The sequence below is a fragment of the Streptomyces sp. NBC_01446 genome, from assembly GCF_026340095.1.
Taxonomy (GTDB): Bacteria; Actinomycetota; Actinomycetes; order Streptomycetales; family Streptomycetaceae; genus Streptomyces; species Streptomyces aureus.
The window spans coordinates 1266779-1288541 of sequence record NZ_JAPEPO010000002.1 but is presented as its reverse complement, the minus strand read 5'-3'; the positions used below and the strand labels follow the sequence as shown (position 1 = coordinate 1288541).

Annotated in this window: 21 protein-coding genes and 1 pseudogene; 6 read left to right on the top strand and 16 right to left on the bottom strand. The window is 71.9% G+C overall.

What is annotated here, in order from left to right; genetic code table 11:
- Positions 1 to 127: 127 nt before the first annotated feature.
- Positions 128 to 1297, bottom strand: a complete 1170-nt coding sequence (locus OG456_RS43650) for a serine hydrolase (RefSeq protein ID WP_266570642.1) — start codon at positions 1295 to 1297, stop codon at positions 128 to 130.
- A gap of 212 nt (positions 1298 to 1509) precedes the next feature.
- On the opposite strand from OG456_RS43650, the gene OG456_RS43645 reads away from it, so the two are divergent.
- The 3 genes from OG456_RS43645 (at position 1510) to OG456_RS43635 (ending at position 3857) form a co-directional block, all read left to right on the top strand.
- On the top strand, positions 1510 to 2712 hold the full coding sequence (locus OG456_RS43645; protein ID WP_266570641.1) for an IS110 family transposase: 1203 nt from the start codon (positions 1510 to 1512) through the stop codon (positions 2710 to 2712).
- Positions 2713 to 2903: 191 nt separating this feature from the next.
- Positions 2904 to 3350: a MarR family winged helix-turn-helix transcriptional regulator gene (locus OG456_RS43640; RefSeq protein WP_116513140.1), complete on the top strand. Its 447-nt coding sequence runs from the start codon at positions 2904 to 2906 to the stop codon at positions 3348 to 3350.
- A 105-nt stretch (positions 3351 to 3455) separates the two neighbouring features.
- Positions 3456 to 3857: a hypothetical protein gene (locus tag OG456_RS43635; protein ID WP_266570640.1), complete on the top strand. Its 402-nt coding sequence runs from the start codon at positions 3456 to 3458 to the stop codon at positions 3855 to 3857.
- 62 nt (positions 3858 to 3919) lie between these two features.
- Here the strand turns inward: OG456_RS43635 and OG456_RS43630 are convergent, their stop codons facing one another.
- Together OG456_RS43630 and OG456_RS43625 are read right to left on the bottom strand one after the other, a co-directional pair.
- A complete protein-coding gene (locus OG456_RS43630; RefSeq protein ID WP_266570639.1) occupies positions 3920 to 4552 on the bottom strand; it encodes an LUD domain-containing protein in 633 nt (210 codons plus the stop codon).
- Positions 4549 to 5016: a nuclear transport factor 2 family protein gene (locus OG456_RS43625; RefSeq protein WP_266570638.1), complete on the bottom strand. Its 468-nt coding sequence runs from the start codon at positions 5014 to 5016 to the stop codon at positions 4549 to 4551. The genes OG456_RS43630 and OG456_RS43625 overlap by 4 nt, the downstream gene beginning before the upstream one ends.
- Positions 5017 to 5160: 144 nt before the next feature.
- Here OG456_RS43625 and sigJ point away from each other — a divergent pair, with 144 nt between their 5' ends.
- Positions 5161 to 6144: an RNA polymerase sigma factor SigJ gene (gene sigJ, locus OG456_RS43620; RefSeq protein WP_266570637.1), complete on the top strand. Its 984-nt coding sequence runs from the start codon at positions 5161 to 5163 to the stop codon at positions 6142 to 6144.
- Here sigJ and OG456_RS43615 read toward each other — a convergent pair.
- The 8 genes and pseudogenes from OG456_RS43615 to OG456_RS43580 form a co-directional block, all read right to left on the bottom strand.
- Entirely contained in the window at positions 6106 to 7590 is a 1485-nt protein-coding gene (locus OG456_RS43615; RefSeq protein ID WP_266570636.1) for a sialate:H+ symport family MFS transporter, read from the bottom strand. The genes sigJ and OG456_RS43615 overlap by 39 nt on opposite strands.
- Positions 7591 to 7678: 88 nt before the next feature.
- Entirely contained in the window at positions 7679 to 8371 is a 693-nt protein-coding gene (locus tag OG456_RS43610) for an N-acetylmannosamine-6-phosphate 2-epimerase (protein WP_266570635.1), read from the bottom strand.
- 23 nt (positions 8372 to 8394) lie between these two features.
- Entirely contained in the window at positions 8395 to 9330 is a 936-nt protein-coding gene (locus OG456_RS43605) for an ROK family protein (protein ID WP_266570634.1), read from the bottom strand.
- Positions 9327 to 10286: a dihydrodipicolinate synthase family protein gene (locus OG456_RS43600; RefSeq protein ID WP_266570633.1), complete on the bottom strand. Its 960-nt coding sequence runs from the start codon at positions 10284 to 10286 to the stop codon at positions 9327 to 9329. The genes OG456_RS43605 and OG456_RS43600 overlap by 4 nt, the downstream gene beginning before the upstream one ends.
- Before the next feature lie 151 nt (positions 10287 to 10437).
- Positions 10438 to 11583: pseudogene (locus OG456_RS43595) on the bottom strand (exo-alpha-sialidase); the annotation flags it as partial.
- 128 nt (positions 11584 to 11711) lie between these two features.
- Positions 11712 to 12434, bottom strand: coding sequence for a FadR/GntR family transcriptional regulator (locus tag OG456_RS43590; RefSeq protein WP_266570632.1), 723 nt, complete (start codon positions 12432 to 12434; stop codon positions 11712 to 11714).
- 112 nt (positions 12435 to 12546) lie between these two features.
- Positions 12547 to 12972 (bottom strand): nuclear transport factor 2 family protein, encoded by a 426-nt coding sequence (locus OG456_RS43585; RefSeq protein WP_266570631.1) that lies wholly within the window; start codon positions 12970 to 12972, stop codon positions 12547 to 12549.
- A gap of 29 nt (positions 12973 to 13001) precedes the next feature.
- Positions 13002 to 13826, bottom strand: coding sequence for a slipin family protein (locus tag OG456_RS43580; protein WP_266570630.1), 825 nt, complete (start codon positions 13824 to 13826; stop codon positions 13002 to 13004).
- 422 nt (positions 13827 to 14248) lie between these two features.
- Between OG456_RS43580 and OG456_RS43575 the strand changes: the two genes are divergently transcribed.
- The gene (locus tag OG456_RS43575) at positions 14249 to 15058 is read left to right on the top strand and encodes a putative protein N(5)-glutamine methyltransferase (protein ID WP_266570629.1); all 810 of its coding nucleotides are present in this window, start codon (positions 14249 to 14251) and stop codon (positions 15056 to 15058) included.
- 40 nt (positions 15059 to 15098) lie between these two features.
- On the opposite strand, the gene OG456_RS43570 is transcribed toward OG456_RS43575, so the two are convergent.
- From OG456_RS43570 to OG456_RS43560, 3 genes are all read right to left on the bottom strand, one after another.
- Positions 15099 to 16148 (bottom strand): PHP domain-containing protein, encoded by a 1050-nt coding sequence (locus tag OG456_RS43570; protein ID WP_266570794.1) that lies wholly within the window; start codon positions 16146 to 16148, stop codon positions 15099 to 15101.
- 123 nt (positions 16149 to 16271) lie between these two features.
- Positions 16272 to 18191 (bottom strand): tetracycline resistance ribosomal protection protein Otr(A), encoded by a 1920-nt coding sequence (otr(A), locus tag OG456_RS43565; protein ID WP_266570628.1) that lies wholly within the window; start codon positions 18189 to 18191, stop codon positions 16272 to 16274.
- Between the two features lie 226 nt (positions 18192 to 18417).
- Complete coding sequence (locus tag OG456_RS43560; RefSeq protein ID WP_266570627.1) at positions 18418 to 18912, bottom strand: protein phosphatase; 495 nt, start codon at positions 18910 to 18912, stop codon at positions 18418 to 18420.
- 149 nt (positions 18913 to 19061) lie between these two features.
- Here OG456_RS43560 and OG456_RS43555 point away from each other — a divergent pair, with 149 nt between their 5' ends.
- Positions 19062 to 20120, top strand: coding sequence for a DMT family transporter (locus tag OG456_RS43555; protein WP_266570626.1), 1059 nt, complete (start codon positions 19062 to 19064; stop codon positions 20118 to 20120).
- Here the strand turns inward: OG456_RS43555 and OG456_RS43550 are convergent.
- Together OG456_RS43550 and OG456_RS43545 are read right to left on the bottom strand one after the other, a co-directional pair.
- Positions 20059 to 20496: an SPW repeat protein gene (locus tag OG456_RS43550; protein WP_266570625.1), complete on the bottom strand. Its 438-nt coding sequence runs from the start codon at positions 20494 to 20496 to the stop codon at positions 20059 to 20061. The two genes, OG456_RS43555 and OG456_RS43550, sit on opposite strands and share 62 nt — an antisense overlap.
- Positions 20497 to 20573: 77 nt before the next feature.
- Positions 20574 to 21746 carry a dihydrofolate reductase family protein gene (locus tag OG456_RS43545; RefSeq protein WP_266570624.1) on the bottom strand — a complete coding sequence of 391 codons (1173 nt, stop codon included), beginning with the start codon at positions 21744 to 21746 and terminating at the stop codon, positions 20574 to 20576.
- Positions 21747 to 21763: the final 17 nt, after the last annotated feature.

The window sequence follows — 21763 nt, the reverse complement described above, 5'->3', positions numbered from 1 at the left end:
CGCCTCGTAATCCTCTTGGGCAGTTAGCAGATTAGCCTGGCGAACTGCCCATGTGGTTACCGTAAGGTTGCGCGGCGGTAAGGGCGCGCAGGACGGCGCGTGGTGACCTGTTTCCGGCGGTCGGATCTCAGCCGAGAGCGTCGTACACCGCGCTGATCAGGGCCATCTTGCGCGGGTCGTCTGCGATGTGAGGGCCCATCCGGTTCATCACATAGCCCACGGCGACACCCGACTCGGGGTCGGCCGACCCGAACGAGCCGCCGAAACCGTCGTGTCCGACAGCGCGCGGGTTGGGCCCGTACGAGCCGTTCGGTCCGCTCAGCCAGAGCCCGAGGCCCAGCTCCGTCTCGTGCGTGAATCCGGCCCCCAGGACCAGGTCGCGGCAGCTGCCCTGACCCTCGCGAATCCGCTCGGCGCCCTGCGGGGACAGGATCTGCCGGTCGCCGGAGCGGCCCTTGCCCGCGACGATCGCGTACAGCGCGGCGACGGCGCGCGCCGTGCCGTGACCGTTGGCGGCCGGGATCTCGGCGGCGCGCCATGCAGCGGTGTTCGCCTCCGACGCGCCGGCGATCGGGTTGGTCAGCGCCGCGAGGGCGGCGGGGGCCAACTGGGCGAAGATCGCGGCCTGTTCGCTGGTGGCCTGCGCGCGCGGGTGCACCAGTTCCGCCGCGCGGCCCGCCTCCTTGTCCGGCAGTCCGATCGTGAAGTCGATGCCGAGCGGGCCCGTCACCTCCCGCTCCAGGAACGCGCCCGGCAGCAGGCCGCTGACGCGCCGGACGACCTCGCCGACCAGGAACCCGTACGTCAGCGCGTGGTACCCGGAGACCGTGCCGGGCTCCCACCAGGGCTCCTGCGCCGCGAGCCGGGACGTGGTGAGCTCCCAGTCGAAGAGCTGCTCCAGGGAGTGCGGCTCGCGCAGCCCGGCGAGCCCGGCCCGGTGCGACAGCAGATGACGTACGAGTACGCCTTCCTTGCCGGCGGCGGCGAACTCGGGCCAGTACGTGGCGACCGGCGCGTCCGGGTCGAGCAGGCCGCGGTCGATGAGGATGTGGGCGCACAGAGCCGTCGGGCCCTTCGTCGTCGACCACACGTTGACGACCGTGTCGCGCTCCCACGCGCGCGTGCGGGCGGCGTCGGCCCAGCCGCCCCACAGGTCGACGACGGGCGCGCCGTCGATCAGGACGGTGACGGCCGCGCCCAGCTCCTCGCGCTCGTCGAAGTTCTCCTCGAAGGCGGCGCGGACGGCGTCGAAGCGTGCGTCGCAGTGTCCCTGGATGCCGGGCGCGTGCTGGGTCATGGGGTCTCCGTAAGTTGTTAGGCGGCCCGGGAGGGCCGGGTGTGGCTTATGGGTTCTTGCCTTCAGTGGCTTCCAAGGAGTGGCCGCCCGGCTCTCCGGGGAGCCCTGGCTGCTGATTGAGATGTGCGCGCTTCGTGCGGTCGCTGATTACGGAGATGACAGCGGGGTGTTCCTCGGGCCGACGGCATGCCGAGCGGTGCGAGGAGGGGCAAGTGAACGAGCGGAAAGCCCGGGTCTGGGCTGGCGTCGACGCGGGCAAGGGCCACCACTGGGCAGCCGTGGTTGACGAGACCGGCGCCACGCTGTGGTCGAAGAAGATCGACAATGACGAGTCGGCGATCCTGACCGCGCTCGGCGAGATCCTCGCCCTGGCCGGCCAAGTGCACTGGGCAGTGGACATCTCCGGCACGTCCTCCGCGCTGCTGCTGGCTCTGCTGGCAGCCCACGACCAGCGGGCCGTCTACGTGCCCGGACGCACGGTCAACCGCATGTCCGGCGCCTACCGCGGTGAGGCGAAGACCGACGCCAGGGATGCCTACGTCATCGCCGAAACCGCCCGCCACCGAGGCGACTTCGCGGCGATCGACGTGCCCGCCCAGCTTGCCGCCGACCTCGCGCTGCTGACCGCGCACCGCACGGATCTGATGGCCGACCGGGTGCGGATGATCAACCGCCTGCGGGACGTGCTGACCGGCGTCTTCCCTGCTCTGGAGCGGGCGTTTGACTACTCCGCCCACAAGGGCGCCCTGGTGCTGCTGACCGGTTATCAGACCCCGGCGGCGATCCGCCGACGCGGCCGGGCAAGGCTGACGGCCTGGCTGGCCAACCGCAGTGTCCGCGGCGCCGACATGGTGGCCGCAACCGCATTGGAAGCCGCGCAGGCCCAGCAGACCGTGCTGCCCGGCGAAGATGTCGCCGCGCAGATCGTCGCCGACCTGGCAGGGCAGATCCTGGCCCTGGACGACCGCGTGAAGCGGATCGACCGGCAGATCCGGGAGACGTTCCGCAGCCACCCGCACGCAGAGATCATCGAGTCCCTGCCCGGCATGGGCCCTATCCTCGGCGCCGAGTTCATCGTCGCCGCCGGTGACCTGTCGGCCTACGCCGACGCCGGCCATCTCGCCTCGGCGGCCGGGCTGGTGCCCGTCCCGCGTGACTCTGGCCGGCGCACCGGCAACCTGCACCGGCCCAAGCGCTACAGCCGCCGCCTGCGCAGAGTGTTCTACATGTCCGCGCAGTCCAGCATCGTCCGCGAAGGGCCGAACCGGGACTTCTACCTGAAGAAGCGCGGCGAGGGCTGCAAGCACGTTCAGGCCGTCATCGCCCTGGCCCGCCGACGAGCTGGCGTGCTCTGGGCATTGCTGCGTGACGGACGGATCTTCACCTCCGCCCCACCGGTCACACAGGCGGCTTGACTTCGTCATTGAGACTCCGTGGGCCGAAGCGATGAGGCGGGGCGAGTCGGGATGGGTCCGCAGGAGGTGAACATACCGACTGGTCGGACCAGCGGGAAGAGGGGCGGCGGCCGATGGTTTCCCCGCGCCGGCCCGGCAGGCGAAAAGGGGCGAAATTGCAAGGCTGCCTGTCGGCCTTCTACGGTGAGGCCATGCAGCGAGAACCCGCGGACGAGCCGCTCGCCGAACAGGTGGCCGCCGATCTCTCCACCGTTGTCGGACGCCTGCTCAGGCGACTGCGCACCGCGTCGCCCGACAGCCTCCTCACCCCGACGCAGCGGACCGTACTGGCCCGCCTCGACGGAGAGGGCCCCGCCACCACGGCCGCGCTCGCGCGCGCCGAGTACGTGCGGCCCCAGTCGATGCGGCTCACCCTCGCCGCCCTGGAGGAACGGGACTTCGTCGCGCGTACGCCGGACCCGGACGACGGCCGTCAATCCGTCGTCGCCATCACGGAGAGCGGCCGGAGCACCCTCGCCTCGGTCCGGGCGGCCAAGCACGGCTGGCTCGTCCAGGCCCTGGCCGGCGAACTCGACGAGGCCGAACTGCGCACCCTCGCCGAGGCCACCGCGCTCATGGAGCGGCTCGTGGAGAAGTGAGCGGTCCGGGGAACGGGCGTTCCACGTCCCGAAGTTGATCTACGTATGGCATTCTCCTTCCGAGCGTCGGCGGGCACCGGTCCGCCGGCAAGGGGAGGGGACGTCATGAAGACCCGAAGCACCGTGATCAGAGCACTCGCCACCGGTGCCTGCGCGATAGGTCTGGTCGCCGGCCTGCAGGGCCAGGCCTGGGCCGGAACGGTCACCATCTACGCGCCCAGCGGCGCCGGCAGCGCCACGTGGAACGCCGACCCGGACGGCTCGACCCCCGGCGACGCGATCCGCGCGTGCGACACCAAGTCGGACGGCTGGGGCATCGAGACCGCGCTCGACTACAACTACGACGGCATCATGGACCGGCGCGTCGACACCCGCGGCCACACGGCCGGTTACTGCAGCCCGTGGAAGGGCGGCGACCTCACCGAGGGCCGGACCGTCCGCATGTACGTCACCCCGGTCAGCGGATCCAGCTACGGCCCCTCGACGTACATCGACGTCACGGCCTGACACCCACACGCGCCTTGAGCCTCCCCCGGCGTCAGCTGGGGGAGGCCGCGTCAAGCGTCGGTTCAGAACCCGATCGCCTCGCGGAGCAGCAGGACGATTCCCTGGCCCGTGAGGGGTTGCGCGTGGAGGACCAGGAGTTGGTTGACGGAGCTGGGCTGTCCGTACACCTCCAGGGCGCGGGTGGTTTCGAGCGGGAGGGCGTGTTCCTCCAGGCGGCGCAGAGCGGTGTCCAGGTCGGGCACCACCTTCTGCGCCCCGACGACCAGGATCGTGCGCCCGGCGCCACCGGCGTACGCGGGCAACTGGCTTCCGCTGGCCGAGGCCACCACGAGGGAGCCGGTCTCGGTGAGCGCGGCGACGCTGCCCACGACGACGTCGGGAACGGCGATCAGGCGCCGGATGGCGTCGGCCTCGGTGGCCCGGTCCATGGTCACCGCACGGGGCTTGACGGCCGCCCGGTACCGGCCGCTGGTGTTGATGTCGTCGTCGATGCCGGACAGCCGCAGCGTCTCGCTGGCCGTGGTGAACACACTGGCGTCCTCCGGGATCAGCTCCTGGACCCGGGTCCGCGCCGCCGCGGCGTCATCGAGGATCTCGACGGTGAAGCGGTGCGCCGCCAGCGCGGCGGCCGCCCGCTCCAGGCGGTCCGCCGGCGCCGGGTCGGTGAACTGTGTGGCGGGAGTCGAGACAGTCATCGTGCCTCCTGGGTCGTGTGGGGGTCCCAGGCCGGCGCCGAGCCCGTCAGTGGGGTGGTGTCGAAGTAGCGGATCTCGTAGACCCGCTCGGAGAACTTCCAGCCTTCGTCGGTGCGGCGGTAACGGTCGTGGTAGATCGCGTAGTTGAGGCCCTGGAAACCGCTCTGCATGCGCGCGATCTCCTGCATGTAGGCGCGGCCGGTCGCGGTGTCGCCGTCGAGCCGGATCACGCCCGGATGCGTGTTCTGCACGAAGAAGTCCCACTGGGCCTGGAGCCGCTCGCCCCCGGTGCGGATCTCCTCCCGGCCGGTCATCTCGATGGGGACGTCGGGCATCCGCAGCACGCCGTCCTCCGTGAAGAGGGAGGCGAGGCGGGCGCGGTCGCGCATCATCGCCGCGTCGGTGAACTCGCCGCGCAGCGCCTCGATCTCCACGCGGTCGGCAATCGCTTGAAAGTCGGTCATCGGCTTCCTCCGTTCCGTATGCCTGTGACGACAACGCAGCCCTCCGGAATGTGAGGCGCCGGGAGCGACGTCACATTCCGAAGGGCTGTCCCGTCAAAGAGATGGAGGCATGTACGAGGCCGAGGCAAGGGAGTGCGCGACACCATGGCCAACCGATCCGAGACGGCCCACGGTCATCGGCCCGATCCGGGCCTGGACGCGATCATGAGCGAGCGGCGCCAGCTGATCAATCTGGCGTACCGGCTCCTCGGCTCGCTGGCCGATGCCGAGGACGTCGTGCAGGAGACGTACGTCCGCTGGTACGGCATGGACCGACCGCAACGGGATGCCATCGAATCCCCTGGCGCCTGGCTGACGACGGTCGCGAGCCGTATCTGCCTCAATCTGCTCGGCTCCGCCCGTGCGCGCAGGGAGCGGTACGTGGGCGAGTGGATCCCCGAGCCGCTTCCCGAGCGCCGTGAGTGGACCGACGGCGTCGCGGCGGACCCGGCGGACCGGATCACCCTCGACGAGTCGGTCGACATGGCCTTCCTCGTCGTACTGGAATCCATGACGCCGGCCGAACGCGTCGCCTTCATCCTTCACGACGTCTTCCGTTACGCGTTCGCCGAGGTGGCCGAGATCGTCGGCCGCACACCGGCGGCCTGCCGCCAACTGGCCTCCTCGGCCCGCCGCCGCATCCGCGACGCACAGGCCCCCGCGGGGCCGACGACCGCGCAGGCCGGCATCGTCCGGAAGTTCAAACAGGCCTGGGCGGCGAAGGACGTGAGCGCCCTCGTGGACCTCCTCGACCCTGACGCCACCGTGATCGCCGACGGCGGGGGCCTGGTCGGCGCCCTGCGGCGGCCGATCACGGGTCGCGAACGGGTCGCCCACGCCTATCTCAACGTCGCCCGCCTCGCACCCGACCAGACGCTCCTGGAGCGTACGGTCAATGGCCGGCCCGGCCTGGTCGCCCAGCAGGACGGCGTCACCGTCACCGTGTTCGCGTTCCGCGTCTCCGGCGACCGGATCACCCACATCTGGGCCGTACGCAACCCGGAGAAACTCCGCCCCTGGACAGAGGGTGACCGTGGCGGGGCCCGTATGTCAGCGGGACGCCGCGGGGACTTGCCCGTTGGACGGTGACGTCGCCGTCTCCGGCGCCGCATCGGCGAGGTGGTCGACGGTGCCGTCCGGGTCGGTGAGGCGGTTCAGGCGTCCCGGTACGTCGAAGCCGACCAGCAGGACCACGATCACCGTCCCCGCGAAGGTCAGCACGGCCAGGGCGCGCCCCAGGTCCATGCCCGCGGCGAGATGCGCGCCGAGCACCGGCGCGACGGCCCCGCCGAGCGCACCCACGTTGTAGGTGAAGCCCAGCGCGGCGGCGCGGTTCTCGGTGGGGAAGTGGCCGCCGATGTACCGGGGCAGCAGCCCCGAGATGCCGAAGCTGGTCGCCTGGAGCACGAAGAGCAGGGCGCCGAGCAGGAGAAGGTTGTCGCGCACCGCGAACACCGGGAAGACGAAGACGAGCGAGGCGAGCAGCGTCAGCGCGTACGCCTTCTTCGTGCCCATCCAGTCTCCGGCGAAGCCCGCGAGCCAGCAGCCCGCCATCGTGCCGAAGCCCGCGAAGTACAGCGCGTCGGTGACCTGTTCCGGCGAGTAGCCCAGCTCGGTCTTGAGGTATGTCGGCAGCAGCGCCTGGATCGGCCACGAGTACAGGAACGCGAAGAAGATCGTCACGATCATCGACACGTAGAGCAGCCAGCTCCTGCGCCCGCCCAGCTGCACGGCGAACGCGATGAGCGCGCCGGCGGCCACGACGGACAGCACGGGCACGAGTCCGTCGCCGGCGGGCGTGAAGACGGCGAACAGCGACACGGTGGCGGCCACGGCGAGGACGATGTTCACCGTCGCCCTGGCGGGGGTCGCGAACAGGGGCCGGAACGGGTTCGGCCGCTTCTTCTCCGTCTGCTTGCCGACCGACTCGTTCCAGTCCGCCGCCTCCGGCAGCGCCCGCCGCATCCACAGGGCGACGGCGATCGGGAGGAGGCCCACGTAGAACATCCAGCGCCAGCCCAGCGTGGGCACGACCCAGTTGTAGACCTGCGCGGCGAGCACCGAGCCCATCGAGAAGCCTGAGATCAGGAAGCCGCTGGCCCGGTTGCGTACGCGTGTGGGCCAGCTCTCCATGACGTACGTGGCGCTGGCGCTGTACTCGCCGGCCATGCCCATCCCGATCGCGAGGCGCGCCACGAACAGGCTCGTGTAGTCCCATGCGAAGCCGCACGCGAACGTGCCCAGGGAGTACAGCAGGATGCTGAGGACCATCGAGAGCTTGCGGCCGTACCGGTCGCCGAGCGCGCCCAGGACCGCTCCGCCGAGCCAGCGCGTGATGAACGCGCCGGAGATCAGGCTCGCGGCCTGCACGGTGCTCAGGCCGAAGTCCGAGCTGATCTCGGTCAGCACGAGGGTGATCAGGACGAAGTCGAACCCGTCGAGGACGTAGCCGATCCAGGCGGCGAAGAACGCCTTCCACTGGGTGCGGCTCACCTCGCGGTACCAGGGGAGCGGTGGCTTGGCTGTGGTGTGCACGATTACTCCAGGATGCCGGAAGGACTCGCCGTCGAGTCCCGTCTGCGGTGTGGGGTGCGGTACGGCCTGAGTGGGGATGGAGCGGGAACTACGTACGGGGGAGTGCCTTCACGAAACGCGAGGTCAGCGCGGTGGGTGCGGTGATCGCGGTGCCGACGACGACGCTGTGCGCACCCCGCGCGAGCGCCAGCGCGGCCTCCTCGGGGGTGCTGATACGGCCTTCGGCGACGACCGGTACGGCCAGCGCGGCGAAGAGCGCGGCCACCAGATCCAGGTCGGGACCGTCCTGACGGGGGGAGCCGGGCACGTAGCCGGACAGCGTCGTCGACACGAAGTCCGCGCCGGCGGCCGCCGCGGCGACGCCCTCGTCGAAGGTCGCCACATCGGCCATCACCAGGGCCCCGGCGGTGTGCACCGCCGCCACGATGTCGGCGAACGTGCCGCCGTCGGGCCGGGGGCGCGCGGTCGCGTCGGCGGCGACGACGTGGGCGCCCGCCTCGGCGACGGCCAGCGCGTGCCGGACGGTCGGCGTGATGTAGACGCCGGTGTCCCCGTCCTTCCACAGCCCGATGAGCGGCAGGTCGACGGCGGCGGAGATCGCGGCGATCACCTCGGGTTCGTTGGCCCGGATCCCGGCCGCCCCGCCGGCCGCGGCGGCCCGGGCCAGCCGTACGAGGGTGCCGGTGTCGCGCAGGGGATCTCCGGGCGGTGCCTGACAGGACACGATCAGCCTGCCGTTGAGCAGATCGGCGACGGGGGACGAGGGCGCGGGGGCGTTCATCGAGGGCTCCAGGGAGGGGACGTTCAGGACGGGGGCGGGGCGTGCAGCGGGACGTGCGTGGGCAGGCGCGCGGCGCCGATGACGGCGGCGTCCGCCCCGAAGAGGGGCCTTGAGGGACGTAGCCGGGCCAGTGGCGGCATGAGTTCGGCGGCGAACGCCTCGGTCAGCGCGTCCCAGTAGAGCGGCCCGATGTGCGGCACTCCGCCGCCGACGACGACGCGGTCGGGCCCGAGTGTGTTGGCGAGCCCGCCCAGGATTCGGCCCGCGGCGACCGCGCCGGTCACGATGGCGCGCACGGCCGGCTCCTCACCCGACGCTGCCCGCTCGGCCACGGTCTCCAGGCGGTCCACGGGCAGGCCGGTGAGCCGGCCGTACAGTGCGGCGATCCCCGGCCCCGAGGCGACGGCCTCCAGATGCCCCGTGCCGCCACAGGTGCAGGGCAGCCCCGCCGCTTCGGGGCTCGGCACATGGCCGAGATGACCGGCGATGCCCGCGGTTCCGTGCACCATGCGCCCGCCCACGGCCACTGCGCCGCCGACACCCGTGCCGATCGCCGCATAGACGAGGGACGCGCCCGCGCCGGCGGCGGCCAGTTCGGGGGCCGCCGTCGCGCGTACGTCGTTGTCGCACGCGACCGGGAGACCCGTACGGGCCGCGAGACCGGCGGCGAGTGCCGTGCCCGCCCAGCCGCGGATCGAGTCAGTGGCGCTGGTGACGGTGCCCGTCACCGGGTCGATCACCCCGGCCGCGGCGACCCCGAGGACGCCGACGCCGGGGCCGGTGTCACCGTCGACCGAACGGGCCGCGGCGGCGAGCGCGTCGAGCACGGCGTCGGGCCCGTCGGCGGCCGGCGTGGCCCGCGTGTGCCGGGCGAGGACCGTGCCGTCCGGGGCGACGAGCGCGGCGGCGATCTTCGTACCTCCGAGGTCGAGGCCGATCGCCGCACCCGTGACCGTCATCGGACCGGCGCGAGCCCGGCGGCCCGCAGGTGCCGTGCGACCTCGGCGACGGACTCCTCACCGAGCTGGATCTGCGGGAACGCCGTGTCGCCGCACTCGATGACCCCGAGGAGCCGCAGCGCCGCCTTGAACGAGCCGAGCGCGGACGAGCTGCGCCCCATGTCGGCCTCGGGGCCCACGTCGACCATGCCGAACAGCGCGATGAGACGCTTCTGCTCCTTGGCGGCGAGTGCCCAGTCACCGGCCAGCGCGGCGTCGTAGAGGCGCACGTATCCGGCGGGGTCGACGTTGCCGATGCCGGGTACGACGCCGTCCGCGCCCGCCAACAGGGCGCAGTCCACGGTGAGTTCGGATCCGGTCAGGACGGAGAAGCGCGGGGCGGGCCCGTCCGTGCGGCCGTCGCGGCCGCCGAGCTCGACGATCAGCCGGCGCAGCCCGCCCTCGTCGCCGCTGCTGTCCTTGACGCCGGCGAGCGTGCCGTCCTCGGCGAGCTCCCGCACCAGCGACGCGGGGAGCTTGCTGTGGACGGCGACCGGGATGTCGTACGCGAACAGCGGCAGGTCCACGCTCGCGTGCAGGGTACGGAAGTGGCCCGCGATCTCCTTGGGGTGGGTGCGTGTGTAGAAGGGCGCGGTGGCGACCAGGGCGTCGGCGCCGAGCTCGGCGGCCACGCGCGCGTGGGCGATGACGCGCGCGGTCGTCGTGTCGATGACACCGGCGAGCACGGGGACCCGGCCCGCCGCCGCCTCCACGACGGTCCGCAGGGTGACGGCACGCTGCTCGTCGGTCAGATAGGCGACCTCGCTGGTCGAGCCGAGGGTGAACAGTCCGTGCACTCCGCCCGCGACGAGGTGGTCGACGAGACGGGCCAGGGAGGCGGTGTCCACCTCGCCCGTCTCGTCGAGGGGGGTGCAGACGGGCGGGACGACCCCGCGCAGGGGTGCGGGCAGGGGCATGGCGGCGCTCCGGGTTCTCTTCGGTTCAGAGGGGGTAGGGTGTCAGACATAAGACGTCCTACGTCCTGCGTCACCTTAAGTCGCACCCTGCGGGGGCGGTCAAGGGGTGGAGGTCACATTCCCGCGACGGTCACCGTTGGCGCCCGCACCCGCCGCCCAGCCACTTCAGGTCGAACGAGGCGTACGTCATGTACTGGTAACCGCCGCGTTCGTACAGCAGGCCCACACGTCCGTCCGGCAGCCGGGTCAGGGTGGAGTAGGCGGCCGACCCCGGGTCGACGACCTTCTTCACTGGCCACGTCCTGCCGTTGTCGCAGGACATCTTGACGGTGAGGTTGCGGCGGGCCCCGGTGTCCTCGGTGTTGCTGAACAGGAGCCATTTCGAGGAGGGGCTGCTCGGCGGTGCGTCGGGGGCGTACCGGATGATCGACGCGTTGTTCGCCGGGTCGGGCAGCTGCGGGTCGGGCGTGAACGGTGTGTACGTGGCGCCGCCGTCGGTGGAGTACGCGACGGTCCGGTACGGCGCCGAACGGTTGTTGAGCATGACCGTCCCGTCGGACAGCTCCACCGTCTTGTTCTCGTCGCCGCCCGGCCCGACCGGCTCGCCCATCTTCCAGGTAGCGCCGTGGTCGTCGCTGAACGCGCTCGCTGCGTAGTTCGCGCCGTTGATCCGGATCGCGTACTGCTGGAGGAGGCGCCCCTTGTGCGGGCCGTGCCGCAGCTGGATGCCCTCACCGGACGCGGCGAACAGGCCGCCCCACGCGGGGTTCTTGACCATCGACGTGATGCGGCGGTGGCGCCAGGTCACTCCGTCGTCGTCCGAGTAGCTGTAGTCGGCGTGGAGGACGTCGGGATCGTCGTCGCGGCTGCCGGTGTGCGAACCGGCGAAGCCCTGGTTCACCGAGGCAGCGTGGAAAAGGAAGATCCGGCCCGTGGTGCGGTCGGTGAGCAGGCTCGGGTCGCCGAACCCCTTCGGGGCTGCCTCGATCCGCACGACGCGCTGCGCCTGCCAGGTGGCGCCGCCGTCCGTGCTGCGGCGCACCACGAGGGCGATATGGCTGGGCAGATCGGCCATGGTGGGCCGGCCGTCGTAGGCCGCTATGAGTGTGCCGTTTGTCGACGTGGTCAGGGCCGGTATCCGGTACTGCGGGAATCCGTCTCCCCGGGTGGCGAGGTCCTGGGAGGTCAACTCGCCCCGGTCGTCCGGGTGTCGGTCGCCGTGGGCGAGGGCGGGCGTCCCCGATCCCAGGGCGAGAAGTCCGGCGGACACCAGCGCGACGAGCACTCTTCGATGCATGGACGGCTCTCATCTCTGTGGAGGTTCCTGCGGGTACATCCGACGTCAGATGTCCGTGCAAAAGAGAAAACAGCAGACGTCAGATGTCCTGTTTCGTTGAGGGACCCTAGGGGCGCCGCAGAGGGCCGTCAAGAGCGCGTGCGGGCCTCGGAGATGCGCCGCCGGACCGGCGCGTAGTGCTCACCGATGGCCTGGACGAACGCCGCCGCGTCGCCCGCGCGGGCCGCCGTCACGATGCTGTGGTGCGCGGCGACGGTCTCCGCCTGCTCGGTGTGCGTGAAGCCGTCGATCTGCGGGGCGACGATGGCGTACACATCCCAGAACGCCATCGACAGCTGGCCCATCAGGTCATTGCCGAGCGGCGCTACGAGCAGGGCGTGGAACGCGCGGTCGGCCTCGATGAGCCCCTGCCCGTCACCGCCGACGCCGGCGTCGCTCATCCTGGTCACCAGGCGTTCCAGCGCGTCGAGTTGCTCACCACTGAGTGACGCGACGATCCGCTCGGCCATGCCGCGCTCGAACAGCTCACGCACGTCGACGAGGTCGGCGAGCACCTGCACGTCGTCGTCAGGGCTCAGCAGCCCGCGGAACGTCAGGCTCTCGACAAGGGCGGACAGGCTCAGACGTCCCACGTATGTGCCGTGGCCGTGCCTGACCTCGACGATGTCGAGCGCGTGCAGGATCTTGACCGCCTCGCGGACACTGGACCGGCTCGCACCGAGCGCCTCGCACAACTCCGTCTCCGTGGGCAGCGGATCGCCGGGGTGCAGCCGGTTCTCGAGGATGTACCGCTTGATGCCGTCGGCGACTTCCTGCCGGAGCAGTGGCCGGACCGGCCTGGTACCGGGCATGAGCACTCTCCCCACCTCTGGACGCACCTGGACCCGCCGCCCGGGCCGTTTCTACGCTACCAAGGCATCGGACATCAGATGTCCCGGGTCGGACGGACGAGGAACGCGCCCCTCAAGGTGTCAGGCCGCCCTCTTCCCCGAGTAACAGTCCGCCCTCGGGTTCCTGTCGGCCGCCGCTCTGGTGCCAGTAGTCCCGCGTCTCGACGGCGAGTCCGTCGCCACGGAACCGTACGAACACGCATCCCGCCAGCGTCGAGACCTCGCCGCCCACCTCGGCCACCACCCGGAACTCGGCGACGGCCAGTCCGTCCGGGCCGACCACCGGCGGTCCGAACCGCACGTCGAGCGGGCGCTCGTCCTCGAACGACCAGCGCAGATAGCCGGCGAGCGCCGCCCGCCCGCGGTGCGGCTCGCGGAACGGCATCGAGCGGTGCACGCAATCCTCCGCGTAGAGGGTGAGGAGCGCAGGGACGTCGTGCCGCGCCCATCCCCGCTCCCAGGTCTCGACGAACCGCCGTGCCGCGTCAGCTGTGTCCATGCCGGTGCGAACGCGCTTGTGTGGCGCCGTCATTCCTCGGGGCTCGGCGGCTTCTCGTGCTTGCCCTCCTCGACGGCGGGCGGTGGGGGAGTGGCCTGCTGGGCCCGTTCGAGGAAGCGCAGGAGCTCCACCGGGAAGGGCAGTACGAGGGTCGAGTTCTTCTCGGCGGCGACGGCCACCACGGTCTGCAGGAGCCTGAGTTGGAGCGCCGCGGGCTGTTCGGACATCTGGGCCGCCGCCTCGGCCAGTTTCTTCGAGGCCTGGAGTTCGGCGTCGGCGTTGATGACGCGGGCGCGCCGCTCACGGTCGGCCTCGGCCTGCCGGGCCATGGACCGCTTCATCGTTTCGGGCAGCGACACGTCCTTGATCTCGACGCGGTCGATCTGCACGCCCCAGCCGATGGCCGGGCTGTCGATCATCAGCTCCAGGCCCTGGTTGAGCTTTTCGCGGTTGGAGAGCAGATCGTCGAGGTCGCTCTTGCCGATGATGGACCGCAGCGAGGTCTGAGCCATCTGGGAGACGGCGAACCGGTAGTCCTCGACCTGCACGATCGCGCTGGCGGCGTCCACGACCTTGAAATAGATGACGGCGTCGACCCGCACCGTGACGTTGTCGCGGGTGATGCCGTCCTGCGCGGGCACCGGCATGGTCACTATCTGCATGTTGACTTTGTGCAGCCGGTCGATGGCGGGGATGACGGTGGTGAACCCCGGGCCACGGACGTTGCCGTGGAGCCGGCCCAGGCGGAAGACCACGCCCCGCTCGTACTGCTTGACGACACGGGCCGCCGCGGCGGCGTAGACAGCGCAGGCCGAAGCGGTCACGGCGGCGGCGGTGAACAATTCCGCCAGCATGGCGACCCCCTGTCTTTTGAGTCGTCCGGCTCGATGTGCGGGGGCCGGCTCGGGGTAGGTGAGCCGGCGCGGTGTGCGGAGGCGGGCTGGTGTGCCCATTCCACGATATGCCCGAAATGTTCGGAAAGGCGAGGAGTGGTGGACGGTCACGCGGCGTGACCGCGTCCCGCCGCGCGGCGTACAAGGAACGGGCACTTCGGCGGCCCGTCGGCAACCCGCCGGCGGTCCCAACTCCCGGCCGGGCCACGGCGACGGCTGAGGTAGTGTTACCGCGCCCAGCAGCGCTTCGGCCGAGGAGGTGAGCCCCATTACCGCTGTGTCAGGTCGGGTGCTCCCTTCGCAGACCCCCGCGGTCCACCGGACGTAGGTGGCCGCAGGTCGTCGGGAGCCCCATCGGCATCCCGAAAGGTCATGCTTCACACATGTCGGTTCACCCGTCACCCCCGTCACACCACCTCGCCGTCGTCGCCAGACTGCGAGCAGCGGGCTGCGTCTTCGCCGAGGAAGAGGCGGACATCCTCCTGTCGACGGCCCGTGCGCCGGACGAACTCGCCGCGATGGTCGAGCGCCGCGTGGAGGGCCTGCCCCTCGAACACGTCGTCGGCTGGGCGGAGTTCTGCGGTCTGCGCATCACGCTCGAACCCGGTGTCTTCGTACCGCGGCGCCGCACCGAGTTCCTCGCCCGCCAGGCCGCCGCCCTCGCACCCGCCGGGGCCGTCGTGCTCGATCTGTGCTGCGGCAGCGGGGCCGTGGCCGCCGCGCTCGCCACCCACGCCGATTTCGCCGAACTTCACGCGGCCGATCTGGACCCGGCAGCCGTGCGCTGCGCCCGCCGGAACGTGTCGCGGTTCGGCGGCGAGGTCCACGAGGGCGACCTGTACGGGCCTCTGCCCGCGGCACTCAGGGGCCGCGTCGACATCCTGGCCGCCAACGGCCCGTACGTCCCCACCGGCGACGTCGCCCTGCTCCCGCCAGAGGCCCGCGACCACGAGCGGCGCATGGCGCTCGACGGAGGCGCCGACGGGCTCGACATCATGCGCCGCGTCGCGGCCGGGGCCCCTCAGTGGCTGGCCCCGGGCGGACTTCTCTTCGTGGAGACCAGCGAACAGCAGACCGCCGAGGCCGTCGCGGCGGTCACCCGCAGCGGTCTGTCGGCCCGGGTGGTGACGGACGAAGACCTGTACGCCACCGTGGTCATCGGCACGAAGCGGGGTGCGGCGGGGGAGGCGTAGCGAGCCTGTGCGGGGGACGTCGTACCCCGCGCCCCCGCATCTACCCCGCCCGGCTCGGTACCCGGCGCGTTCGTGTCCATTCGAGGAGTTCGTCGGCCGGCCACGTGTTCACCACGCGGTCGGCCGGTACCTCGCACTCCTCGGCGCGGGCGCAGCCGAGGGGCTGCCAGTCGAGCTGGCCCGGTGCGTGCGCGTCCGTGTCGACGGAGAACAGCGTGCCCGCCGCCACGGCCTCGCGCAGCAGCCGGCGGGGCGGGTCGAGGCGTTCGGGGCGGCTGTTGATCTCGACCGCGGTGCCCGACTCCGCGCACGCCGCGAACACGGCCTCCGCGTCGAACTGCGACTCGGGGCGGCCTCGCCCCACCCTGTTCCTTCCCGTCACGAGCCGCCCCGTGCAGTGTCCGAGCACGTCGGCGAGCGGGTTCGTCACCGCGGCGACCATCCGGCGCGTCATCGCCGGAGCGTCCATGCGCAGTTTGGAGTGGACCGACACGACGACCACGTCGAGCTGGTCGAGGAGTTCGGGTTCCTGGTCGAGGGAACCGTCGGCGAGGATGTCGCACTCGATGCCGGTGAGCAGCCGGAAGGGCGCCCAGCGCTCGTTCAACTCCGCCACTACGGCCAGCTGTTCACGTAACCGCTCCGGCGACAGGCCGCGCGCCACCGTCAGGCGCGGAGAGTGGTCGGTCAGCACCGCCCACTCGTGCCCGAGGGCGATCGCCGCGCGGCCCATCTCCTCGACGGTGCTGCCGCCGTCCGACCAGTCGGAGTGCAGATGGCAGTCGCCGCGCAGCAGCGCGCGCAGCCGCTCACCGCCCTCCGCGAGCGGCGCCGCCGCGCCCTCGCTCTCCAGGCGCCCCAGATAGTCCGGCACTTCGCCCGCCAGCGCCTCCCGCACCACCTGCGCCGTCTTGGGCCCGACCCCCTTGAGCGATTCGAGCGTCCCGGCCGCGGCGCGCTCGGCCACCTCCCCGTCCGGCAGCGCGCCGAGCACCTGGGCGGCGGTACGGAAGGCTCCGGCCCGATACGGGGGCGCGAGCGTGCGCTCCAGGAGGAAGGCGACCCGCTCCAGCGCCTCGACGGGTCCCATCGCCATGGCCTTCGCCACCTCCCGCTTCGCGTACCGCTTCCCTCCAGGGTGGCTCACCCCCGCGTGCGCCGCGACACGCGGGAGTCCCGGGGTGCGGGGACGCGGCGCGGGCAGAACCGTCGCCTACGCCGCATGCTCCGGCGCCCGGACGAGTCGGTCGCCCGACACCCGGGACCACCACACGCCCTCCCCGCGCGTCAGCCCCGGCAGAGCGAGCTCGGCCTCCCGGACCTTGCGGGCCGGAAGCGTGCCCGTGACCACCCAGGACGTGGTGCCGCCCGTCGTGTCACCGAACTCGGCCTCCGCGGCGGAGAGCCGGGCGGTCACAGCGGCGAGCGCGTCCAGCGGGATCTCCGCCTCGAACGCGTGCACCGGCTCGTGCACCGTCGTCCCCGCCCGCTCCAGAGCGCGCCGCAGGACGAGCCGCGTCAGCCCCCGGAAGTCCCCGGCGACACTGATCGGCGAACAGAACCCGGAGCGGACGAGCGTGACCCGGCAGTCCGTCACGGGCCACCCGCGCGGCCCCTCGCCGAGCGTCGCCTGCACCGTGTCCGCGACGGCCTGGTGGAACGCGCGGGGCAGCGCGCCCAACTCCGTCTCGTACGCGAAGACCCGCCCGGATCCACGTGGCCCCGGCTCCACGCGCAGCCCGACCGTCGCGCAGAACCCCGTCTCGCGGCTGTTCGTGATGTCCTCGTACACCTCGACGGTGCCCGTGGGCCGCTCTACGCAGCGGATGCGGCTCGGCTCGAAGACGGCCTCGATGCCGTAGTCCTGGACGAGGGTCGCGGCCAGGACCTCCTTCTGCACCTCGCCGTAGAGCAGCAAGGTCGTGCTTCCGTCGGGCGCGGCCTCCGCGTGGATGAGCGGATCCTGCCCCGCGATGTCGAGGAGCGCGCTCCGCAGAGCGGCCGAGCGGCCTGGGCGCACGGCGCGTACCAGGGTCTCCAGCGTGGGCGGTGCGAAACCCGGCGCCCGGCCGGGGCCGTCGCGCGGGCCGAGCCGGTCGCCGACCCGGACGTCCGGCACGCCCCGCAGCTCACCGATGTTCCCGGCCGTGAGGGTGTGGGTCGTTGGCCCCACCACGTCCAGTCCGGTGGCCCGCCCGGGGATCCGGGTGACAGAACCGTCGGACGCGTCCCGCAGGAATGTCACTCGCTGACGTTCTGTCACCTCTCCTTCGTACAGGCGGAGATAGGCCACTCGCTCGCCCGCCGGGCCGCGTCGTACCGCGAAGACGGTGCCGCGCGGTGCGGCTTCGGGGCTTGGTTCGACCGGCGGGAGCGGGATCAACCGGGGGATTTCCCGGACGAGTTGGGCTACTCCCTGACCGCCGAGGGCCGAGCCGAACAGGACGGGGTGAACGGAGCCGTCCGCGGTGCGGGCCGCCAGGGCGTGGCGCAGATCGGCGGTGGTCGGTTCGGGGCCGTCGACGAGCCCTGCGAGCACCGAGTCGTCGACTTCGGCGAGCGCTTCCGCGACAGCGGTCCGTACGGCCGGGTCGGTGAGGCGTCGCGGTTCCGTCCGGGCGTGCGGGGTGCCCGCGTCGTGGACCTCCGTGAGCGGCACGACGTGCGGGGTCAGGCGGCGGCGGACCTCGTCGAGCAGCGTCTCGTCCCGCGCGCCCGCCCGGTCGATCTTGTTGACGAAGACGAGCGTGGGCAGCCGCAACCGGCGCAGCGTCTTCAGGAGGACACGCGTCTGGGCCTGGACGCCCTCCACGGCGGACAGCAGGAGCACGGCGCCGTCGAGGACTTCGAGGGCGCGCTCGACCTCGGCGATGAAGTCGGAGTGCCCAGGGGTGTCGATCAGGTTGATCTGGACGTCGCCGACGGTGAACGCGGCGACGGCCGAGCGGATCGTGATGCCGCGCTGCCGCTCGATCTCGCCCGTGTCGGTACGGGTGTCGCCCGCGTCGACGCTGCCGAGGCGGGTGATCGCGCCGGTGTCGAAGAGGAGGCGCTCGGTGAGGCTGGTCTTACCGGCGTCGACGTGGGCGAGAATGCCGATGTTCAGGGTGTGGCGCGGGGGCTGGGAAGGCATGGAAGGTCGAGTCCTCGAAAGAGTTCGTCCGGTCAGGGCGCTGAACTGCTTCGAAGGAATGACGCATTCCGTGCTCCAGGGCTGTCGGGGGCGTGGCCCGACCATGATGCGGGGCGACGGCCGGGCCGGCGCAACTCATTTTCCGTCGCCAGAGTCCGTCGTCCGCTGCCCGCTGCCCGCCGTCCGTCGCCCGTCGCCCGGCTCTGTCGGGCTACGGCAAGTGGCGTCAGCCCGAGAACTGCCGCACGTACCGCTTCTGCCAGGGCGTCTCCACCGCGTGCGCGTCGTAGTTCCGGCGCACGAACTCCACGGCGCGGTCGGCCGGTACGCCGTCCAGGACGGCCAGGCAGGCCAGCGCCGTCCCGGTCCGCCCGCGGCCACCGCCGCACGCGAACTCGACCCGCTCCCCGGCGGCCCGCTCCCACGCGTCCGTGAACACCTCCCGGGCCTCCGCACGGTTGCTCGGCAGCCAGAAGTCGGGCCACCGCAGCCAGCGCGACTCCCACGGGACTCCGGGCGGCCGCTGGCCGAGGAGATGGACCGCGTACGAGGGTGAGGGGCCCGGCGGGAGCGGGCGGCGCAGGCCGCGCCCGCGAACCGTCCGGCCGGAGGGCAGAAGCAGCACGCCGGTGGTGCCCGCCTCCCAGCGACCCCCGGCGCCCGGTTCCCGCGGACCCCCGGCGCCGGTCCCGGACGCCGATCCGGAATCGAACTCGTTCATGCGCACTCCACCCCATCCGCGACCGCTCGGCCTCCGCCATGCCCAGGACGGGCCATCGTCTCCCGAAATCCATTGACCTTTCCGTGACTTGGCTGCCGGCAGTGACAGACTCGACGGACGTGTGACCACGACTCAGGGGAAGCGAGAGCATGCGCGAGGGCCTGACCGAGAAGAGGCCGTTCCCGATGGCCGGGCGCGCGCTCGTGCCGCTGCTCGCGACGGTGCTCGTCGCACTGCTCGCCGGGACCTGGCTCATGTCCGGCGCACTCGTCGAGGCCGCCGGGCCGCTGACGGTCGCCACGGGACGCACCGCAGTGTGCTGCGTCGTCCTCACCGCCTTCGCGGCCGCCCGCTCCTCGGGGCGCGCGCAACTGCGTCAAGTGACCCAACGCCCCTGGCTGGTCTGCCTGTTGGCCCTGCTGGGCTTCGCCGGATACGCGGCGGGCACCCTCCTCGCCATCGGGCGCGTCGGCACCTCGCTCACGAACCTCGTCGTGGCCCTCATGCCGTGCGCGGGCGTGGCGATCGGCGCGCTCTGGTTCGGCGAGCGCGCGAGCGCACGCTCCGTGGTCGGCGCCCTCCTCGCCACGGCGGCGACCGGCGCCTACGCGGCACTCGGCGGCCAGGGCACCCTCGACGCCCCGGGCCTGCTCCTCGCGCTCGCCGGGATGCTCGGGTTCGCGGTGTACGGGTTCCTCTACCGGCGCACCCTCGCCGCACTGCCACCACTGGCCGTACTGCCGGTGCTGCTCGCCGCCGCCACCGTGATGCTGCTGCCCCTCGCCCTGCCGGGGCTCCTCACGCATCCCCCGTCGCCGGCGCAGTGGGCGGGGATCGCGCTCCTCGGGGGCGCCGTGTACGCCCCCGCCTATCTGGTGCAGCACCGGCTGATCCTGCTCAAGGGGCCCGTGTTCACCGCCGCCGTCCAGCTCGCCGTGCCGTTCGCGGTGCGGATCGGCGACTGGGCCCTGGGCACGGCGGGTGCTCCGGGAGCCGCCGAGGCCGCGCTCCTCGTCGCCGCGTGCGGGGGCATCGCCCTTGTCACGCTGGAACGGCGACGGCCCGGGAGCGGTGCGAGCGCTCCCGGGCTGTCGGTGACTCCCGATTCCGTTGGATCTGCCGACTCTTCTGGGGCGGCGTTGCCGGCTACGTCGCCCGGTTGGCCTTCATCGACAGGCTCGCGCACAGGATCCCGAGCAGGACGATGAGACCACCGATGATCACGTTGTTGAGGATGACTCCCAGATCGGGGCTGGAGCCCACGACCCACGGCGCGATGATCATCCAGGCGCCCATGGCGCACATGGCCCAGCTGAGGCCGTACATACGGGTCGGGGTGACGGCGAACCCGACGGCCAGGACTCCGATCGCGATACCCATGATCAGGTTATGGGTCGCGAGCTGGGGCTGGTTGGCGCTGTAGTGGAGCACCAAGGGGGAGATGGCGCAGTAGAGACCGATCAGGAAGACCGGTGCGTCCATGAGCGCCACATCGCGGCCACCGAGTACGCGCGCGTACCGGTCCCGCATTTCCGAGACATCAGGGTGACTGGAGAGGTCAGGCCTGTGGTGAAGGTCGGCCATGAGAATCGACTCCTTAGGTTTCGAAGTCTGACCGCGTAGCGCGGCGGGCTGCCGCACACTTCTCATTCTGCGCTTATTTAATCCTTATGTGTACCTGTGGTGAGAATGAGGTGCCGATTGGGACGAATCGCCGCTTCGGCAAGGTCTGGAATCTCCGCGACGGTCACGCCCGCGCCCTCCAGGATTCCGATGCCGTCGGCGCCCGCCACGAAGGTGTCGGGCTCCCGCCAGGCCGTCACCACGCGCCGCACCCCCGCGTCGAGGATGAGCCGGGCGCAGGGGTTGGGGCGTGACGCGCGGCGGGCGCACGGTTCGAGGCTGCTGTAGACGGTGGCGGTACGCAGCCGGGGGTCCGCCGGATCGATCTTGGCGAGTGCCGCCTCCTCGGCGTGCACGACCGGATCGCCGCCCTCCCGAGAGTGGCCCCGTGCCAGCTCCGTGCCGTCACTCGCGACGATCACCGCACCGACGCTGAACGCCGTTTCGGAGGGCGGGCAGTCCGCGGCGAGGGCGCAGGCGAGGGCGAGCCAGTGCCGGTCGGCCGCGGTGGGGGAGTCGTCGGTGCCGGGCGCGCAGGGCGCGTACCGCATCAGCACCACGTCGCCGACCGGGCGGGTCTCCAGGAGCCGCATCCGGTGCCGGCTGCCGCCGGGGTACGGGCCGGGGCCGAAGAGCCGGGGCGCGTCCGGTTCGCCCACGACGAGCGGCGCCAGTGCGAGCTGCACCTCGTCGGCCAGGCCGCGCTGGAGCAGTTGGGTGTGGACGCGGGCGCCTCCCTCCACCATCAGGCGCCGCACACCGTGCGCCGAGGCCAGGTCGTCGAGCACCCTCTCCCAGTCGACGGTGTCCCCGAGGGCGACCACCTCGGCGAGCCCGCCGAGCCGCTCCCGCGCTAGGGCCGCCCCGGCGTCGGTGGTGTACACGACCTTGTCGCCGCCCGTCGTCCAGAACGGGTCCCCCGCGTCCAGGTCGCCCGAAGCAGTCACCGCCACCTTCATGGGATACGCGGGCACCCCGGCGGCCACCCGGTCGGCGCGCCGCCGCGCCGACTTGACCAGGAGCCGCGGCCGGTCGGCCCGCAGAGTGCCCGCCCCCACGAGGATCGCGTCGCACGACGCACGCATCGCGTCGACCCGGTCGAAGTCCTCGGCGTTGGACAGGAGCAGGCGCTCGGGCCCCGCGTCGTCCAGACAGCCGTCGAGGGAGACGGCGGCGGACAACAGGACGTACGGGCGGGACGGCTGGGACATGGCGGCTCCGGGTCCGG

Excerpts from the sequence above, each read along its gene's own strand:
- OG456_RS43650 (WP_266570642.1), bottom strand. The coding sequence starts at position 1,297 with ATGACCCAGCACGCGCCCGGCATCCAGGGACACTGCGACGCACGCTTC.
- OG456_RS43640 (WP_116513140.1), top strand. The coding sequence starts at position 2,904 with ATGCAGCGAGAACCCGCGGACGAGCCGCTCGCCGAACAGGTGGCCGCC.
- OG456_RS43635 (WP_266570640.1), top strand. The coding sequence starts at position 3,456 with ATGAAGACCCGAAGCACCGTGATCAGAGCACTCGCCACCGGTGCCTGC.
- OG456_RS43630 (WP_266570639.1), bottom strand. The coding sequence starts at position 4,552 with ATGACTGTCTCGACTCCCGCCACACAGTTCACCGACCCGGCGCCGGCG.
- OG456_RS43625 (WP_266570638.1), bottom strand. The coding sequence starts at position 5,016 with ATGACCGACTTTCAAGCGATTGCCGACCGCGTGGAGATCGAGGCGCTG.
- sigJ (WP_266570637.1), top strand. The coding sequence starts at position 5,161 with ATGGCCAACCGATCCGAGACGGCCCACGGTCATCGGCCCGATCCGGGC.
- OG456_RS43610 (WP_266570635.1), bottom strand. The coding sequence starts at position 8,371 with ATGAACGCCCCCGCGCCCTCGTCCCCCGTCGCCGATCTGCTCAACGGC.
- OG456_RS43605 (WP_266570634.1), bottom strand. The coding sequence starts at position 9,330 with ATGACGGTCACGGGTGCGGCGATCGGCCTCGACCTCGGAGGTACGAAG.
- OG456_RS43600 (WP_266570633.1), bottom strand. The coding sequence starts at position 10,286 with ATGCCCCTGCCCGCACCCCTGCGCGGGGTCGTCCCGCCCGTCTGCACC.
- OG456_RS43590 (WP_266570632.1), bottom strand. The coding sequence starts at position 12,434 with ATGCCCGGTACCAGGCCGGTCCGGCCACTGCTCCGGCAGGAAGTCGCC.
- OG456_RS43585 (WP_266570631.1), bottom strand. The coding sequence starts at position 12,972 with ATGGACACAGCTGACGCGGCACGGCGGTTCGTCGAGACCTGGGAGCGG.
- OG456_RS43580 (WP_266570630.1), bottom strand. The coding sequence starts at position 13,826 with ATGCTGGCGGAATTGTTCACCGCCGCCGCCGTGACCGCTTCGGCCTGC.
- OG456_RS43575 (WP_266570629.1), top strand. The coding sequence starts at position 14,249 with ATGTCGGTTCACCCGTCACCCCCGTCACACCACCTCGCCGTCGTCGCC.
- OG456_RS43570 (WP_266570794.1), bottom strand. The coding sequence starts at position 16,148 with ATGGGACCCGTCGAGGCGCTGGAGCGGGTCGCCTTCCTCCTGGAGCGC.
- OG456_RS43560 (WP_266570627.1), bottom strand. The coding sequence starts at position 18,912 with ATGAACGAGTTCGATTCCGGATCGGCGTCCGGGACCGGCGCCGGGGGT.
- OG456_RS43555 (WP_266570626.1), top strand. The coding sequence starts at position 19,062 with ATGCGCGAGGGCCTGACCGAGAAGAGGCCGTTCCCGATGGCCGGGCGC.
- OG456_RS43550 (WP_266570625.1), bottom strand. The coding sequence starts at position 20,496 with ATGGCCGACCTTCACCACAGGCCTGACCTCTCCAGTCACCCTGATGTC.
- OG456_RS43545 (WP_266570624.1), bottom strand. The coding sequence starts at position 21,746 with ATGTCCCAGCCGTCCCGCCCGTACGTCCTGTTGTCCGCCGCCGTCTCC.